Source organism: Rhodoglobus sp., from assembly GCF_053580035.1.
In genome coordinates this window covers 1,834,145-1,850,982 of sequence record NZ_JBMDVL010000001.1, presented here as the reverse complement: position 1 = coordinate 1,850,982, position 16,838 = coordinate 1,834,145, and the positions used below count along the sequence as shown (strand labels likewise).

Below are 16,838 nucleotides of genomic sequence, written 5' to 3'. Positions count from 1 at the left end.
CTCGCCACTGCAGGCGCGTCGAAACCTGGGATGTGATGGGTTACATGACATCACTACCCACCACCAAGGCCCCTGCACGTTCACCGCTCTGGCGGCGCCCCTTCACAATCATCCACGAAAACAAACGTGCCTACCTCATCATCAACCTTGCCACTTACGGTTTGGCAGTCATCGGTTTCTTGATCGGACTCGCATTTCCTGAGCTCAGTGCGGCAAAAGCCACGTCCTTGGAAGACGACGGGACAGCCGAGCTCGTGGGTCAGCTGCTCAACACCCCGCCGCTATTCGCACTGATAATCCTTGGCGTCAACGTCTTCCAGCTCAGCCTGCTGACCATCGTGCTGCCATCGCTCATCGTGCCATTCGCTGGACTCGCGCTCTTCGCGCACTGGGCAGTCCAGATAGGCATCACACTCGCACCGGCCACCCCCGAGGGATGGGTGTCGCTTATTCCTCATTCTCTGACCTTCGTCATCGAACTCCAGGCCTACGTGCTCTTTGCCCTCGGCGCCTACCTCATCGGCAGAAGCTGGCTGTTCCCACGCAGCGTCGGAGCACAGAACCGTCGCAAGGGCTACCTTCAGGGCTTGAAGCAGATCGGTCTTCTGGCGCTCCCCGCGTTAGTTCTGCTCATCATCGGTGCGGTGTGGGAGGCGTACTCGATTCGGTACTTCGTCTACCCGCTCCAACAACTACTGCTCTAGCTCCCCTATGCCGTTTCACCGCAACCGGGAACGAGTGCCGTAATCAGAGAACAAAGGAAAAGCGCATGAGTACCATCGAAACAACCGCCAGCACGGCCACCCGGGTCGCCCTCGTTGTAGGAGGCTCTGGAGGCATTGGCCGGGCGATCGCCGAACGGCTCGGCCGGGATGGCCAAGTCGTGGGCGTGCACTACTCGGATAATAGGAACAGAGCAGATGAAACGGTCGAGACAATCGTCAATGCGGGTGGTCGGGCTATCGCCGTCGGTGGAGATGTGGCAGACGAGTATGCCATGGCGGCCGCATTCGACACCGTCGAAGCAGAATTTGGTGGGATCGATGTCCTCGTGAACACAGCCGGAATTATGATTCTCTCCCCCCTCGCGACCATGAACCTCGACGATCTCGACACAATGCACCGCACCAACATTCGCGGTACATTCGTTGTCTCCCAGCAAGCGGCACGCCGGTTGCGTTCGGGAGGGGCGATTATCAACTTCTCCACATCAGTCACCCGCACCGAGTTCCCGAACTACGGCGCATACGTGGCGAGTAAGGCCGCCGTGGAAAGTGTCACCCTGATCCTGGCGCGCGAGCTGCGAGGCAAAGACATCACCGTCAATACGGTTGCTCCTGGGCCCACCGCGACCGCGCTATTTCTCAGCGGTAAAGACGAAGCAGCGGTCGAAGCTCTTTCTCAGATGGTCCCGCTGGAACGGCTCGGCCAGCCGGACGACATTGCCGAAACCGTCGCCTTTCTTGCTGGGCCTGCGCGCTGGATCAACGGCCAAGTCATCTTTGTTAACGGCGGACTCGCATGAGTGACGTTGTTGTCGTCGCGGACACTGCCCGCCGATCTGTCTCGTAACCGAAAGGCGGTCTCAGGCGGTCGTCGCAACAGTTGGTTCTGGTGGGTTCGAGAGTAGCTTCTCGATGGCGGCGGCGGGGGTTTTCCGGGGTTGTAGGTTGAGTTCGGTGGCGACCTCGAGGAAGCGTTCTGGACTGTGGGCGTTGAGGTTGGTGCCCTTGGGGACGCACTGGCTTAGGGGTGGGGTGGTCCCCGGAAGTTAGACATTGTATCTAGGTTCTTTCTTCTCGAAGTTGTGATATTTACTCGAAGGCTCTGTCTGATGGCACGTCCCAGCACCTACCCGCGCAAGCCTTGTCCGAGACGTAATCCCATGCTGTTCGCAGGATCTCATCTGTTGGCGCCCGCCCATCAATGGCTTGGATGCTGGTCACTCCGAGCCGGGTGGTGGAGTTCGTCATGCGGTCCTCGATCGCCAGATCCGCGAGCACAGCTCCGGCGAGCACACAAAAGAGAGTGTTCTCGCCGGCGATCGTGCCTGAATCGGGCTAGAGCAGCAGGAGCAACAGGTCCCCCGCCAGCGTTCATTCGCTCGACCCGTCCTCCATTGGATGCGCTTCCGCTTGCCGATGGGAGGGAGCCTCCGGGTTTTATGTTCATCGAGAGTCGCTCTCTCGTGTGGGTCTTGGATCGACGCGCAGGCTATAAACACGGCGTTGAGTGCACCCAGATCAGGGTCGTGGTGACGGTGGTCCACAGTACGATTGCCACGCCCTGCCAGAGCAGGACCCAGGAACGCGGTGTGCCGGACGCGATGAGCATGGCGGCAGTGAAGTGGATCGGGATCGCGAGCGCGATCGGACCGAGAATGCTCGCGCCGAGAACACCAAATCGGACGAGCCACTTCTAAGAACGCTGACGGCCGTTCAAATCGGTTGTGGCTGGTTCCAGGCCCGCGGCCTGCTCGTCCCCCTGCCCACGGGAGAGAGCGCACCGGTCGCGAAGTCCCCGGCAACCACCGGCTCTCGTCTATCCGCCCGGCAGCTCACCACCGCGACTCGGGCGCGAGAGCAAACGAGGACCACGATAAGAACGGCGATCAAGTTTCCCGTGGCGGCGGCGATCCCCGCGATGAGAGGCCGGATTAATTCGGGCACCTGGGTCATGAGATTTTGAAGGTTGTTGATGAGGTCCTGGATGGGGTTCATGGATATTTCTTCTTTGCGGATGTCGAGTCATCTCGCTTCGCATCTCACTAGGGATGCTGTTCCCAGAGCAGTGTCAATTCACGCCGAATCGATTGGCTCATTGGTGCCACCGTTGGTCTCCGTCATGTGTTGCAGCAACTCCTGCGCAAGCAGACTGGCGCGTCCGAGGACATCGATTTGAGCGGGATTATACAGCTCTACCACCGCCTCGGCAATCGCCTTGCGAGAGACTCGTTCACTCTTTGAGAGATGTTCGCTCGGGTTCAGCAGCCAGAGGTACTGGATGAGGCTTTTGGCGAGGGTCGGAGCAAGCAGGCTGGCGAGCCGACGCCGGGTCGCGTCGTCGGCATCGGAGGAAAGCGCATCGATCTCTCTTTACACGTCATCGGTGCTCACTCCTGCTTCCACCATGCTGCGCAGGTCAGCCATTGCCTGGGTGTCGTAGAGCTGGCCTGAGATGTGGAGTATCGAGCTGTCCGCCTCTGACAGGAAGATCGCGACGGATTCAAAACCGGACGGCGCATCGGCAGGGGCTTCGTCGCGCAGGATGATGGCGATATCGGCTCGTGCTCCAGGCCATAGCGTCCTCTTCATTTCGAACAATCAACGGGTGCGCGTATTCAGAAACCACGCCATCACTTTCCGAGGATGGGCTCAATACCGGCGGCGGACACCCCCTAAACGCTATGCCAGCCGCGCAAAGCATCGTCGGCCGAGTGAGTGGCTGCTCAGGTTCAGTGTTGCGCTGCTGGTGCCGCCGGGTCAGTGAACCGAGGTTCAGCGTCGCGATGGTCAGCGTCGTCGCCGATCGGTCCCCACGCCTCGAATGACGTCTCCTCAAGCGGGAGAGGTTTCGCATTCGCGATGATCGTCTTCTCAGGCCGTGGTCCTCCGGCGAGGAAGTCCAAGACGGGGCGGTCGACCTGTTCGGTGCCGTAAGGGAAAACACCATGGATGCTTTCGTTATCGACGGCGATGAGCGTCGTGTTAGGCAAGCCAGAACCCGACGCTCGGCCTTGCTCGAACGGAGAGAGAGCATCGAGCTCACTCTGCACCACGATCGTCTCAGGAAATCCATCGTTAGCGGCCGGCATCTCAGAGGTGGAAGGCCAGAACGCACAGGTCGGCGGACCATCGAGCTGCCCGAGTTGCGCAGAGATGGGGGAGGTCTCTGCGGTGCGTTCGTTATAGTCCTCCCAGTAGTCAAGTCCCTGAGTCCACCGACCGTCGGTGCACCGGGTGAAGTCAATGATCGCGTCGTAGGTCGCGGGTGCCGCGGCGGCCTCCCCCGCCTCCGACTCAGCCATCGCCTCAAGGCTGGTGTAAGCGGCTTGCCGGAGCGGGTCCGGAACAGCTGGACCCATTCGGTCCACGATTCGAGTAGCGGTCTGCACGGGATCGCTCGATGCGGGGTCCGTCGGCGACTCCCCCTCCGCGATGACCTTCGAGACCAGTTCTCCCATCGCAGGGTAGGCAACGGGCTTCGAGAACGCGGTGACGATGCTGGTCGACGTCCATACAAGGCCGGCCGCTTCCTCCATGTGTGGCGCTTCCGTTGCGGTGAAGTAGCGTTCCCAGATCGCCTCCGGATCGGTCCCGAGTCCGTAGGTGGCGTCGTTGCGTGCTACCCAGTTCATCATGTGCAATCGAAACTGCCGATCCCTGCCGACGTTTTGCGACTCGAAGACATCCTGATAAGGCGCCTGTACGTTGAGCGCGGAGTCAAGAACCATGCGATCGATCGATTCGGGGAAGAGATTTCCGTACCACGCTCCCAGCCAAGTGCCATAGGAATACCCGAGGTAGCTGACAGTGTCGACGCCCAGCAGATGGCGAATGAACTCCATGTCGTAAGCGGCCTGCTCGGTGGAGATCGTCGCGACGTCCGGATCCTGAGAACAGGCGTAACCGATCGCCTGAGTCTGACTGGCGATGTCGGCGGTCGGGTCGTACTCGTACTCGCACTCCGCGTGACTGGACTGGCCGACGCCGCGCTGATCGAAGCTGACGTAGTTCGTCGTGCTGCGCAACTCCGGCGTGGATGCTTGGGTAGTTGCTGCGAACGACAATCCCGAGGACGGTCCTCCAGGGTGCACCATCAAGGTCGTGTTGTAGTCGGCATCCGATGGCTCGATGTTCTTCGCCTGCGAAATTCGAACGTCCCAGCTGTCAGCGATATCAGGGTTCAGCCAGTCCTTCGGCACCTGGATCGTTGCGCATTCCACATTCGATGTGTCGACGCCTTCGGCGGGCGGGCCGTCGGGGAACTTGCATGGCTCCCAGGAGATCTTCTGATCGGCCAACGTGCCCGCGGACTCTGCGATTCCGGGTGACTTGGACGTCTGCCACCAACCTGCTTGGGAGGTCAGACTGTAAGTAATCCCGAGAGCGGCAATAGCCGCGACAATCGCGATAATCCATTTGTAGGCATGCGAGACGCTCGGAGACCTGCGGCTATCGTCGGGTGATCCCAGGGATGACATGAGTGACTCCTTCTTCGAGCTCAGTGGAATTTCCACTGCTCGCTTCCTCTTGGCCCCTTCTCCAGAGAACCAATTAAGCTAGTCCACGCTGTGTTCAGGGAACCGGGTCAAGGGGCTCGGCGAAAGGGTCTGCGATCGAGCCTTCGTCCGACGGCCGGACCCGGCGGTACTCCGCTGCCGCAGGTAGACGGGCATTCCGGCTCTTCCGACATTCGGTGGGGGGTGAGGCTCAGCGGTTGAGGTAAGGTAGGTAGGGTCGAGGTTCACGAGAATCAGAAGCGCTAACCGTCCGATCGACCCATCAGGGACTCCCCCAATCTCGCCAAAAACCGCTCGAGTACGTAAAAGGTGAGAAGCTCTTGCACAGCGCGGCGTTGTTTTCGGGCGATGCGTTGCAGCGCAGTGAAGGTTTGCTCCGGGGTCATGTCAGTATCTCCACGGCGGTTCGTAGCGGGCCGATCGCTCGGGGCAGTGACTGCGCAATAACGAATGGGTCTGCTGCACGCGCAGGTGACGCATGAGGACATCGAGAACCGCCATGTCCTAGCCCCTCAATCAGAGGTCAATAGGTCAATCTCGTGAGGAGGACCAAATCTCTGGCAAACACTGGGCCGGGACGAGTCGCAAAGGCTGCATTTCTGCCAAAATCCGACCCGAAACTTTTCGAAGTGTGGGCAAACGAAAACAGGCCCGACCGCACTCCACGAGAAAGTGTTGGTCAGACCTGCTTTATTTGGTGCGCGCGGAGGTGTGTGGTTTCAGGACATAGGAAACCCCTGTCTCAGGACATAGGAAACTCTCGTCGAGACACAGTTGACCATGTCGATAGCTCGTCTGGTCATCACTGCCGTTGTTCTCGAGGGCCGCACCCAAGCCGAAGTCGCCCGCGACTACGGGATCTCAAAGGGGTGGGTCAGCAAACTTGTTTCCCGCTACCGAATCGAGGGTGAAGCCGCGTTCGAGCCTCACTCGCGCCGCCCCCACCACACCCCTCACGCGATCCCGGCAAACAGCATCGATCTCATCCTGGAACTGCGCCGAAAACTCACCGACCACGGCATGGATGCCGGCCCACACACCATCGCTTGGCACCTGAAACAGCACTACCAACAGACGGTATCTCCCGCCACGATCTGGCGCACCCTGAACCGTGCCGGGCTCATCACCCCGGAACCAAAGAAACGCCCAAAGTCGTCATACATCCGCTTTCAAGCAGAACTCCCCAACCAGTGTTGGCAATCCGACTTCACCCACTGGCGCCTCGCCGATAGCACAGATATCGAGATCCTCACCTGGCTAGACGACCACTCCCGCTACGCCCTCAGCTGCACCGCGCACCACCCGGTAACCGTCACCGCAGTGCTGACCACATTCCGCGACACCGCAACGATCTTCGGCCCACCCGAGCCTGACACGCAGGGGGTCGCACACGGGAGTCTGCCTCACCTGGTCGATCAACGTTAGCTTCCGGCAGCAGCTCGGACCAACCTCGCAGAACAGCATCCTGATTAGCTCCGAGGAAAGTGAACTTCCAGGTCAGGTGCACACCAGCAGGTAGGAGCCCAACATAGCAACCGGCATCTCCGACGGCTACTGCGAGGACACGGTCCGGCGCACGATCGATCTCGTCAGGAGCAAATGGGCGATGCGCGTCCTGTGGAAGCTTTTGCGTGAGGAGAGGCGTTACGCCGAGGTGCAGCGCCGTGTCGGCGGTATCTCCCAGAAGGTGCTCTCCGGAGAGTTGAAGACCCTCGTGGAGGGCGGGGTCTTCGAACGGGAAGTCACGCCGACTGTCCCGCCACAAGTCAGTTATCGCGTGACAACCAAGGGACGGAGCCTCGAAGGCGTCTTCGTCGCACTCGACCTGAGGGGTCGTCCGAACGAGGAGTCGGCCGGGTCGGCGGTGTGATCGTGCCGTGAGGATCCGTGGGTCGTGAGGGGTCTCATAGTCAGCGGGCGTCGTGCCATGCAGGAGAGGGGCCGCGTGCGCATGGCCGGGTGAGCGCCTCATCCACCAGCGGTGGGCGCGAGACTGCGCATGGGCTTGGCCACGAGCACACCGATGACCATGAGTGTCCACGTGGCCGCTGCGGCCATGGCGGCGATCTGCACGCTCACGCTCTCGGTCAGGATCGAGGCAATGACGATGCCGATCGACGGGGCTACGGTGACCGCCGCGTTCTGGACGCTCATCACGCGTCCTCGTACTCGATCGGGAATGCGTTCGAGCATGAGGACGCCCGCGAGACTGGTGAAGAGTCCACTGGCCAAGCCGGTGACGAAGGCGCCGATGACGACGATCGACACGTTCGCGAGGGACGCCATCAGCGCGATGCCGATCGCAGCGCCACTGAGGCCGCCCGTCAGCCACGCCCGTCGGCCCCGCCCTGGCTTGGCCACTACCGCATAGACAGCGCTGCCGAGCAGGAGGCCGAGCGCCAGCGCGCTCAGCACGAGCCCGAGCAACGCAGGCGCTTCGATGGCGGTGAAGTAGACCGGCAGGATCAACCCTTGGAAGGAGCTCGTGACCATCCCGGCGACGAAAGTCATAATCAGCAGCATCACGAGGAACCGGTTGCCGAATAGCGCGCTCAGCCCCTCGCTGAACTCGGAGAGGACGTTGCCCCGCGCCGGGTGGGGATCTCGAGGCACGGCTCCGTCGCGGTGCGGGATCAGTAGTGTGACGGCGGCTGCCGCGAGAGAGAATCCCGCTGTGATCCACAGGACCGTGCTTCCTCCCAGAACACTCGTCAGGACGCCGGCAGCGGCCGGACCGATGACGATCGCCGCGGCGCCGAGGCTTTCGCGAAGACCGATGAGTCGCTCTGGCGACAACGGGCTCGTCCGCACCACGGCCGGCAAGAGGGTCTCTCGGGCAGTGATGCCGGGGATGTCACCGAGCGCACCCACGGCGCCGAAGACGACGAACCAGCCGATGTTCAGGTCGGTGAAGAGGTCGATCAGGGGAAGGGCTGCGATGGACAGTCCGGAGATCACATCGGTGACGATGGACGAGGTCCGTCGGTTGACGCGGTCGATGACGACTCCCATGAGGACACCACCGGCGAGCGCGGGGATCACTGTGGCGGCCGCGACCGTGCCGGCGCCGATGGCGCTCCCCGTCGTCTGGAGGATGATCAGCGGCAATGCGACTGCCGCGATGGAGTTGCCGAGCGTGGAAAACACGTAGGAGGTGAGATAGGCGATTGTGAGTCTCATGTGTCGAGTCTCGACGTTGTCGTCGCGACAAGGTCAAGCGGGCGAGCTATCGTCCTCGTCCAGCCTCTCCGCGGCTGTCGCGATCATGTCGAGCTGTGGGGCCGTGAACGCCTGCTTGAGGTAGCTGTTGACGAGCTCACTAAGTTGCGGCTGGACGACGAGGTCCGACCACTGCGCGAAGACGCGACGCAGCTCCGAGACGACGGAGTCACGGTCCCCCGGCGAGGAGTCCTCGTCGATCGACCGGAACCGTCGGCTCAACCGGATGATTCGGCTCAGCTGTGCGGGGTCATCGAGCCCTTCCCTCAGCCTCTCGAGGAGACCCTCGTCCCCTGCGGACGCGAGGAGAAGACCAACATCCCGCTCTATCCCCTGGACTCCCGGGAGCGCCCACAGTTCACGGACTGCCTCATGGCTCGTGTCGTACACCACGATCGAGTCGGGCGACGCAGATGCGCGGGCGGACCTGATGGCGGCGAGCTGCTGGTGCAAGCGGTCGATCTGTCCGAGCACGTCGTCTTCGAGCGCCCCGAGTTCGCTGTCGAGGACTTCGGGCTCGTTGCGCAACGTCTCGGCGATGCGATGCAGTGGGAACCCGAGGTGGATCAGCCGACGGATCCGCAGGAGCCGAGTGAGGTCCATCACCGAGTAGACGCGGTAGCTGTTCGAGGAACGAGCTGGCTCAGGCAGGACACCGACTCGGTGGTAATGACGAATTGCGCGCGGCGACACCTGTGCGATCGTCGCGATCTCCCCGATCAACATAGCTTCTCCTCACCGAAATCCAGAGTGCCTCAACATTCTTCGTTCTCGCCCATCAGCGACGAGGCTCAGTTTATGGCCCCGGACATAGGATGGGTCATGACGCCGTTGCCCTGCCCGTCCCAGCCGAACCGGCCGTCATCCCCTTCCCCACTTGTGCGCACACGCAAAGCTGGTGTCCGACAGCTCGGAAGTTGATACCGAAGTTCGCCGGACCATCCCAGATGGATGGGACATCTTGCAGCGCTAGGGATCAGAGGCGTCTCGCCCTGCCCACGCTGGCTGCACTGTGTCGCATCTCATGGGATACGAGACGTCTCATGCCGCATCTCGTTTGTCGTTTCGTGAATCTTGAGATCGCCGGATTCTCGCGGCACACCCGCGTCACTACCTCGATCGTGCTGGCCGAGTTCCGACAGGCCACCACAACCCACGGAATCCCGGCCTCCACGCTCACCGATAACGGCATGGTCTTCACCACCCGCCTCTCCGGCCTCGGCCGCCAAGGCGGCCGCAACGCCTTCGAAACAGAACTCCGCCGCCTCCACATCACCCAGAAAAATGGCAGACCCAACCACCCCACGACCCAGGGCAAAGTCGAACGCTTCCAACAAACCCGGGGTTTGACAACCCCGGCCGGTTCGTGGTCGCACCCGACTTCTTGTCGACATAGATGCGGCCAGACGGGATTCCGATCGCGCCCAGGGCGTCGAGTTGGCGATCGAGATCTTGTTTTGCCGTCGAGACGCGCGCATAACCGATGTCCATCATCCGAACGCACCGGAAGTCACATCCGTACCCGGCCCACGAAACATCCTCTTGGACCTGACTTGTGGAATACCAAAAGGCAGCCCAGCGCAAAAATTCAAGGACCTCTGCGGGGCGTCCCACCATCAAGGAAGTGGAACAGCACGATCCCAACTCCCCGGTCACGAGCGCTGTCTCAGTTTCATTTCTCGGCCAAAACCTAATAGTATTAGGCAAATGCCTACTGACATTAGTTTTGGAGGATGAGAATGGCACGTGCAGGACTGACCACGGAACGACTCACTCAGGCGGGCGCCGAGCTCGCCGACGAGGTCGGCTTCGACCACGTCACCCTCTCGGCACTCGCGAGGCGGTTCGAGGTCAAGGTCGCAAGCCTGTACGCCCACGTCACAAGCTCCCAGGATCTCAAAACCAGAATCACACTGCTCGCCCTCCAAGAACTCGCCGACCGGGCAGCGGATGCCCTGGCCGGCCGTGCAGAAAAAGACGCCCTCATCGCCCTCGGAAACGTCTACCGTGACTACGCCCGCGAGCACCCCGGCCGCTATGCCGCCATGCATTTCCGGCTCGACCCAGAGACGGCAAACGCGAGCGCCGGCGCCAGGCACTCCCAGATGACCCGGGCGATCCTGCGCGGCTATCAGCTGTCCGAGCCGGACCAGACCCACGCGGTCCGGCTGCTCGGCAGCGTCTTCCACGGCTTTGCGACCTTGGAGATGGAGGGCGGCTTCAGCCACAGCCTCCCCGACTCCCAGGAGTCCTGGTCCCGAGCCCTCGACGCCCTCGACGCCCTCCTGCGCAACTGGCCAACGCCCAAATAGCACCACACACACCCGACACAGTCCGATATTCCCGATCAGAAGGCTGACATCATGCCCACCCAGCACGACTGGATCACAACACCCCTCGCACCGGGCCACCTCCGCGGCGCCCTTGACTTGGAACGCACCGAACACGGCCTACTCCCCCACCGCCTTCCCGCCTGGGCCAGGGCGCAGTACGTGGACCCGCAGTTGGCGAACGCGGAGTCCCAGCCGTCCGGAATACGGATCGCGTTCCGCACCCGGGCAACCGCGATCGAGCTCGACGTGCTGCCCACGAAATTCGTCTACCTCGGAGGCCCGCCCCGCCCGGACGGCGTCTTCGACCTACTCATCGACGGCCAGCTGACCGACCAGGCCACCGCGACGACCGGCATCACTGTCACCGTCAACATGGCCACCGGCGCAACCACAACCCACCTCGGCCCGTCGAGCACCATTCGTTTCACCGGCCTGCCCGACCATGCGAAGGATGTTGAAATCTGGTTGCCCCACAACGAGAAAACCGAACTCGTCGCCCTGCGCACAGACGCCCTCATCGAACAGGCACCCGCTCGAGACCGCCGGGTCTGGCTGCACCACGGAAGCTCAATCAGTCACGGCTCCAACGCCGAGAGCCCGACGGGGACCTGGCCGGCACTCGCTGCCTCCCGCGGGGGCGTCGAACTGGTCAACCTCGGTTTCGGAGGCAACGCCCTTCTCGACCCTTTCACGGCCCGCACCATGCGCGATACCCCCGCCGACCTGATCAGCCTCAAGATCGGCATCAACATCGTCAATACGGACTTGATGCGGCTACGCGCCTTCACGCCCGCGGTACACGGCTTCCTCGACACCATCCGGGAGGGCCATCCCACGACGCCGCTCCTCGTTGTTTCTCCTCTCTTCTGTCCGATCCACGAGGACACACCTGGACCTAGCGCTTTCGACCTCAGCGCCCTCGCCGACGCGCGCCTGCAGTTCACGGCCACCGGCGACCCGGCCGAGGTCACTGCCGGGAAACTGACCCTCACAATGATCAGGGCGGAACTGTCCCAGATCGTGCAGCGGCGGGCGGCCGACGATCCGAACCTCTTTTACCTCGACGGCCTCGACCTCTACGGCGCCGCAGACTTCGCCGAGCTGCCACTGCCCGACCAGCTCCACCCGGACGCGACAACACATCACCGCATCGGAGAGCGTTTCACCGAGCTGACCTTCGGCCTCGAGGGAGCGTTCGCCGCCGAAAATATCTAGGACCCGGCCCAGACACGCCTATCGGCCGCAATCGATGTCGGAATACACTCCAACCACGTATTCTTCCACAGTGGATGTTGCCCTCACAGCGCCCCGTCAATGAATCTGTCCGGTCGAACTCCAAGACCCTCGCCAAGCGAGTGTCGAGAAAATCAAATTAGACCCCAGCCTGACGCCCTACGAGAAGTGTCCTGACGTCGGACTGACGTACATCCTAGATAGACGCAAAGGTGAGCTGCACTCCCCCAATGAAGACGTACCAAGTTGATGCTGAAAGGGTCTTGCTGCACGGACAAGTGACACACGCGGACATCGAGAGCGACTGCGCCGCAGCCCCTCAATCAGAGGTCAATAGGTCAATCTCGTGCGGTGAACCAAAACCCAGACCAACAGTGGGCCGGGAGGAGCCGCAACGGCCGCATCTCGGCCGAAATCGACCCGAAACTTTTTGAAGTGTGGGCAGAATGTGGGCAAACAAAAACAGGTCCGACCGCACTCTGCGAGAAAGTGCTGGTCAGACCCGCTTTTTTTGGTGCGCCCGGAGGGATTTGAACCCCCGGCCTATTGATCCGTAGTCAATTGCTCTATCCGCTGAGCTACGGGCGCATCTCATTGACTTACGCCAACCAGAAAACTATACCAGCGGTTTCGACCTCCCACTGACACTCTGGCTAGACGGATGCCGCGAGCGCCTACTTTCTGACGCGAAGGTGAGCAACGCCGCCATCAACTTCGAGCGCGGTGCCCGTGGTTGAGCCAGAGAGCGGACTCGCCAAATAGGCGATCGCGCCGGCCACTTCTTCTGGTGTCACCATGCGTCCGGTGGCTTGGCGGGCATCCAGTGCAGCACGTTCGGCGACAGGGTCGTCGAAGCCTTGAAGCATCCGCTCCACAAACGGAGTGGAGACTGTGCCGGGACTGACGGCATTGACGCGCAACCCGTCCGTCACATGATCGGTTGCCATCGCGTAGGTGAGGGCGAGAACGGCACCCTTTGATGCGCCGTAGAGTGCCCGCTGCGGGAGCCCATTGAGGGCGGCGATCGAGCAGAGGTTCACGATGGCGGCGTTCTGCGACTTGCGCAACCAGGGCATCGCGGCCGCGGAGACCCGGGCCATGCCGGTGACGTTGATGTTGAGCACGCGCGCCCATTCGGCGTCATCGTTGTCTTCGACAGTTCCCACGGCACTGATGCCAGCGTTATTCACGACAATATCGATGGCGCCGAGCTTCTCCCCTACGGCGGCGATGGCCGCGTCAACGGAAGCACGATCAGACACGTCGGCTCCGAAACCGTGCAGGCGAGCATCCAACCCCTCAGGGTTCAGGTCGAGCACAGCAACGGTTGCCCCGCGCTCGGCAAGCGTCAGCGCGGTTGCGAGGCCAATGCCCGAGGCTCCCCCGGTGACGACGGCGACGAGGCCGTCGAATTCGGCGTTCATGCCTGCACCATCATCTGGCGCGCACGACCGAGACCGTCGATCTCAAGCTCAACGATGTCGCCGGCACGCAGGTATGGCTGACCCTCGATTCCCATGGCAACACCAGCGGGGGTTCCCGTGTTGATGACGTCGCCGGGCTGCAACACCATGAACTGGCTCAAGTACCAAATGATGTGGTGGACACCGAACGCCATATTCGCGGTCGTACCATTCTGGCGTTCCACACCATTCACCCACAGTCGCAACCCCAAGGCTTGAGGGTCGGACACCTCGTCGGCGCTCACCAGCTCAGGCCCAAACGGATTGAACGTTTCGCAACTCTTGCCCTTGTCCCAGGTTCCGCCGCGTTCGAGTTGGAACTCGCGCTCGGAGACGTCGTGCGAGACGGCGTAACCGGCAATGATGGCGGCCGCGTCATCCGGGGAATCAAGGTAGCGAGCAGTGGCACCGATCACGACGCCGAGTTCGACTTCCCAGTCGGTCTTGACGCTCTGGCGCGGGATAAGCACGTCGTCAAAAGGGCCGACCATGGTGCTGGGGTCCTTCATGAAGATGACCGGTTCGTCCGGCAACGTTGCGCCGGTTTCTTCGGCGTGGTCGCTGTAGTTGAGCCCAACGCAGACGATCTTGCCGGGACGAGCGATCGGTGCACCGACGCGCACACCCTCGGTCTCGATGGCAGGAAGCGAGCCCGCAGCGACAGCGGCCCGAGCAGCCTCTACTCCGCCCGCCGTGAAGAATGCGCCATCAATGTCTGGTGCGATGGAACGCAGGTCGAAGGCTCCCCGGTCGTGAAGCACAACGGGAATTTCTGAGCCAACCGGCCCGAGTCGCGCAAATCTCACTGAGTGTTCTCCTTCGTTGCCAACGCGATACCTTCGCGCTCTTGTGATTCATAGCCGGCTTCAACAACGGCCATGGTGTGCATGACGTCATCGACCGATGTCGGAAGTTCAGGAACGGAGCCCTCGACATACCGCTGGAGGGCGCTCATGGAGCCAATAAAGGCATCCGGGAACCAACTTCCCTGAAATTCCACGGGTTGCCAGCCGAGCTCGGGCTTGTCGGTGTACGCAATCGCAAGCGCATCGGGGCCACCACGCGGGTAGTCGAGCATGAGGCCCATCTGGGCGCGAATGGCCCCCTTGGTGCCCTCCCACTTGATAAAGCTCTCTTCGAAGTCGCTGCCAAATCCGTGATCGTGGTTCGTGCTGATCGTGACCCGCAGCGGGCGATTCCGGTAGCGCATGATGATCGTCGAGCGGGTATTCGAGACCTGAGGTTTCGCGGGGTGCCGCACGGTCGCAACACTCACGCCGTCGGGGTTGCCGAGGAACGACCGCACGAGGTCCATGTAGTGCACGCTGTGCATGTTGAGTTCGAGGCGTTCCATGCCAAGCACGTGCGGGAAAATCTCCCACGGTGTCTCAGTGGCGACCCTGATCTCGAGGTCGTAGAGTTCGCCGATTGCACCGTCGGCTATAAGCTTGCGCGCCGCCGCCACATAGGGCGCGAACCGCAACTGTGTGTTCACGGCCGCGACAAGGTTCTTGCGGTGACAGATGTCGAGCAGCATCCGCGCCTCGGCAAGGTTCTGACCGAACGGCTTCTGGATGAGAACGGCAGCACCATCGGGCAGTTGGTCGAGCACTGCCGGGTATTGCTCGGGCATGAGCGCGAGGTCGTAGACGGCGTCTTTTGGGGCCGCAGCTACGGCATCCGACAACGACGTGTAGACGTTCGGAATTCCGAACTCATCAGCGAGCGCCTGCGCCTTGGCAGCGGTGCGGTTTACAATCCCCCACACCTCGAACCCGGCCTTGCGATAGGCGGGAAGGTGCGCGTCTTTCACGATTCCGCCGGCACCAATCATGACGATGGGGCGCGGCTTGTTTGGCATCACGACCGTGTACGCCTCGGCGGGCTGACGTTCGGGAAAGTGCGACACAGGTTGCTCCGGCTCTCATAGGCGGTAAAACTCGTGATCAAACGATATATCAAACACCCGGGGTGGGCAATGCGGAGGCAGTACAGGCGGCTGGATGGCTCCCGCTGGCCGTAGGAAACTCAGGATATTTCGGAAACTCAGGAGATTGGTGCCCGAACTGGCCTTGGCAGCGCTCCAGTACCTCCGAAGAGCGAAATCTCCTGAGTTTCCGAAGGTGCCATGCGTGACCATGCGTGACCGCGCATGACCGCGCATGACCGCGCATGACCGCGAAGGGCCGCGCGCATCGCGTTCATCGCTGAACCATAAAGTGCGGCCCGCCCTAACGGCAGGCCGCACGTAAGTCACGTCAGTGAGCTGGTTTAGATCGCACCCCGCGGGCCCTGAATCAGATCTTCGTGATGGATCTGGGCAACGTTGGGGTGCGCCCGCATTCGATAGCGAAGCGCATTGTCTCCGTAGGTCTCGAGGATGGGGCTATTGGTGGGGTCGAGTGAGAGCCCGCGAGCCTGAGCCGCGAGCTCGGGCGGCAACTGCAACTGCGGCATCACCGTGTCGAGTGCCGGGTTGAAGAAGAAGGGAATCGAGATGCGGTCGTCGCCGATCAGCGGTGAGATGACGCGGTGCAGCGTCGCCTTGAGATAACCCTCGGTTACGAGCTCAAGCATCTCGCCAATGTTCACGACGAAAGCGCCAGGCTTGGGCGGGACATCCACCCACTCGCCCTGGAAATCAACCTGCAGACCACCCTTACCGGGCTCGACCATCAGCAGCGTCAGAACACCACCATCACGGTGAGCACCAACACCCTGCTTCGGCTCTGGGTTAGATTCGCCCGGGTACCGCACAATCTTCAGCTGCGGGAAAGGCTTCTCGGCGAAGGCGTTGTCAAACACGTCCTCCGGCGCCCCGAGGGCGTGAGCCCAGGCGCGCAATAGTCGCAACGAGACGGCACTGAGTTTGTCGTTCCATTCGTTGACCAATTCACGAAGCTGGGGCACGGCATCCGGCCACAGGTTGGGGCCTTCGAGACGCCAATAGTCGGCAAGCCCGGCAGCATTGTCGACAACGTCGCGCTCTGGACCCACATCGATCTGTTCGCGCCAGTCGGTCTTGCCCTCGGTCAGCTCACCGCCCACGCGCGTGTAGCCACGGAACTGCGGGCTCTTCACGTTCTCCACAGCCAGCTTCTGCTCGGCGGGCAAGTCAAAGAACTCGCGGGATGCCGCAAGCAGGTCATCCATCAATGTCTCGTCGACACCGTGCCCGACGAGGTAAAAGAACCCAACATCGTGGGTCGCACACAGCAGATCGTCACGAAACTGGGCGGCCGATTCTGGGCCGCCATCGAGTAGCGAGAGATCAATTACTGGGAGTGCGGATTCGTTCATTTAACGATGTTCACACGGGCGACCTGAGAGTTTTACTTTGTTACGCCC

The 16,838-nt window shown here is 61.7% G+C and carries 15 protein-coding genes, 1 tRNA gene and 1 pseudogene; 7 read left to right on the top strand and 10 right to left on the bottom strand.

Features of this window, described 5'->3' with window-relative positions; genetic code table 11:
- The first annotated feature begins 44 nt into the window (after positions 1-44).
- Positions 45-704, top strand: a complete 660-nt coding sequence (locus ACOH1Z_RS09075) for a hypothetical protein (RefSeq protein ID WP_449648114.1) — start codon at positions 45-47, stop codon at positions 702-704.
- 65 nt (positions 705-769) lie between these two features.
- Positions 770-1,525 carry an SDR family oxidoreductase gene (locus ACOH1Z_RS09070; RefSeq protein WP_449648113.1) on the top strand — a complete coding sequence of 252 codons (756 nt, stop codon included), beginning with the start codon at positions 770-772 and terminating at the stop codon, positions 1,523-1,525.
- Between the two features lie 1,570 nt (positions 1,526-3,095).
- Here ACOH1Z_RS09070 and ACOH1Z_RS09065 read toward each other — a convergent pair.
- Together ACOH1Z_RS09065 and ACOH1Z_RS09060 are read right to left on the bottom strand one after the other, a co-directional pair.
- A complete protein-coding gene (locus tag ACOH1Z_RS09065; RefSeq protein WP_449648112.1) occupies positions 3,096-3,314 on the bottom strand; it encodes a hypothetical protein in 219 nt (72 codons plus the stop codon).
- Positions 3,315-3,454: 140 nt separating this feature from the next.
- Positions 3,455-5,203 carry an alpha/beta fold hydrolase gene (locus tag ACOH1Z_RS09060; protein WP_449648111.1) on the bottom strand — a complete coding sequence of 583 codons (1,749 nt, stop codon included), beginning with the start codon at positions 5,201-5,203 and terminating at the stop codon, positions 3,455-3,457.
- Between the two features lie 819 nt (positions 5,204-6,022).
- On the opposite strand from ACOH1Z_RS09060, the gene ACOH1Z_RS09055 reads away from it, so the two are divergent.
- Both ACOH1Z_RS09055 and ACOH1Z_RS09050 read left to right on the top strand, forming a co-directional pair.
- A complete protein-coding gene (locus ACOH1Z_RS09055; protein WP_449648110.1) occupies positions 6,023-6,667 on the top strand; it encodes a helix-turn-helix domain-containing protein in 645 nt (214 codons plus the stop codon).
- A gap of 103 nt (positions 6,668-6,770) precedes the next feature.
- Complete coding sequence (locus tag ACOH1Z_RS09050; protein ID WP_449648219.1) at positions 6,771-7,112, top strand: winged helix-turn-helix transcriptional regulator; 342 nt, start codon at positions 6,771-6,773, stop codon at positions 7,110-7,112.
- Between the two features lie 98 nt (positions 7,113-7,210).
- On the opposite strand, the gene ACOH1Z_RS09045 is transcribed toward ACOH1Z_RS09050, so the two are convergent.
- Positions 7,211-8,422, bottom strand: a complete 1,212-nt coding sequence (locus ACOH1Z_RS09045) for an MFS transporter (RefSeq protein WP_449648109.1) — start codon at positions 8,420-8,422, stop codon at positions 7,211-7,213.
- A gap of 33 nt (positions 8,423-8,455) precedes the next feature.
- On the bottom strand, positions 8,456-9,187 hold the full coding sequence (locus ACOH1Z_RS09040) for a MerR family transcriptional regulator (RefSeq protein ID WP_449648108.1): 732 nt from the start codon (positions 9,185-9,187) through the stop codon (positions 8,456-8,458).
- Positions 9,188-9,558: 371 nt separating this feature from the next.
- Here ACOH1Z_RS09040 and ACOH1Z_RS09035 point away from each other — a divergent pair.
- Positions 9,559-9,801: pseudogene (locus ACOH1Z_RS09035) on the top strand (IS481 family transposase); the annotation flags it as partial.
- On the opposite strand, the gene ACOH1Z_RS09030 reads toward ACOH1Z_RS09035, so the two are convergent.
- Positions 9,734-9,952, bottom strand: coding sequence for a recombinase family protein (locus tag ACOH1Z_RS09030; RefSeq protein WP_449648218.1), 219 nt, complete (start codon positions 9,950-9,952; stop codon positions 9,734-9,736). The pseudogene ACOH1Z_RS09035 and the gene ACOH1Z_RS09030 sit on opposite strands and share 68 nt — an antisense overlap.
- 242 nt (positions 9,953-10,194) lie before the next feature.
- Here ACOH1Z_RS09030 and ACOH1Z_RS09025 point away from each other — a divergent pair, with 242 nt between their 5' ends.
- A complete protein-coding gene (locus ACOH1Z_RS09025) occupies positions 10,195-10,773 on the top strand; it encodes a TetR/AcrR family transcriptional regulator (RefSeq protein ID WP_449648107.1) in 579 nt (192 codons plus the stop codon).
- A 51-nt stretch (positions 10,774-10,824) separates the two neighbouring features.
- Complete coding sequence (locus ACOH1Z_RS09020) at positions 10,825-12,009, top strand: GDSL-type esterase/lipase family protein (RefSeq protein WP_449648106.1); 1,185 nt, start codon at positions 10,825-10,827, stop codon at positions 12,007-12,009.
- A gap of 530 nt (positions 12,010-12,539) precedes the next feature.
- On the opposite strand, the gene ACOH1Z_RS09015 is transcribed toward ACOH1Z_RS09020, so the two are convergent.
- The 5 genes from ACOH1Z_RS09015 to ACOH1Z_RS08995 all read right to left on the bottom strand — a co-directional run bounded on the left by ACOH1Z_RS09015 (position 12,540) and on the right by ACOH1Z_RS08995 (position 16,790).
- Positions 12,540-12,615: transfer RNA gene (locus tag ACOH1Z_RS09015), tRNA-Arg, on the bottom strand.
- A gap of 86 nt (positions 12,616-12,701) precedes the next feature.
- Positions 12,702-13,451 carry an SDR family NAD(P)-dependent oxidoreductase gene (locus tag ACOH1Z_RS09010; RefSeq protein ID WP_449648105.1) on the bottom strand — a complete coding sequence of 250 codons (750 nt, stop codon included), beginning with the start codon at positions 13,449-13,451 and terminating at the stop codon, positions 12,702-12,704.
- Complete coding sequence (locus ACOH1Z_RS09005) at positions 13,448-14,296, bottom strand: fumarylacetoacetate hydrolase family protein (protein WP_449648104.1); 849 nt, start codon at positions 14,294-14,296, stop codon at positions 13,448-13,450. Before ACOH1Z_RS09005 ends, ACOH1Z_RS09010 begins: the two co-directional genes overlap by 4 nt.
- Positions 14,293-15,399: a Gfo/Idh/MocA family protein gene (locus tag ACOH1Z_RS09000; protein WP_449648103.1), complete on the bottom strand. Its 1,107-nt coding sequence runs from the start codon at positions 15,397-15,399 to the stop codon at positions 14,293-14,295. The genes ACOH1Z_RS09005 and ACOH1Z_RS09000 overlap by 4 nt, the downstream gene beginning before the upstream one ends.
- Before the next feature lie 362 nt (positions 15,400-15,761).
- Positions 15,762-16,790, bottom strand: a complete 1,029-nt coding sequence (locus ACOH1Z_RS08995; RefSeq protein ID WP_449648102.1) for an isopenicillin N synthase family dioxygenase — start codon at positions 16,788-16,790, stop codon at positions 15,762-15,764.
- Positions 16,791-16,838: the final 48 nt, after the last annotated feature.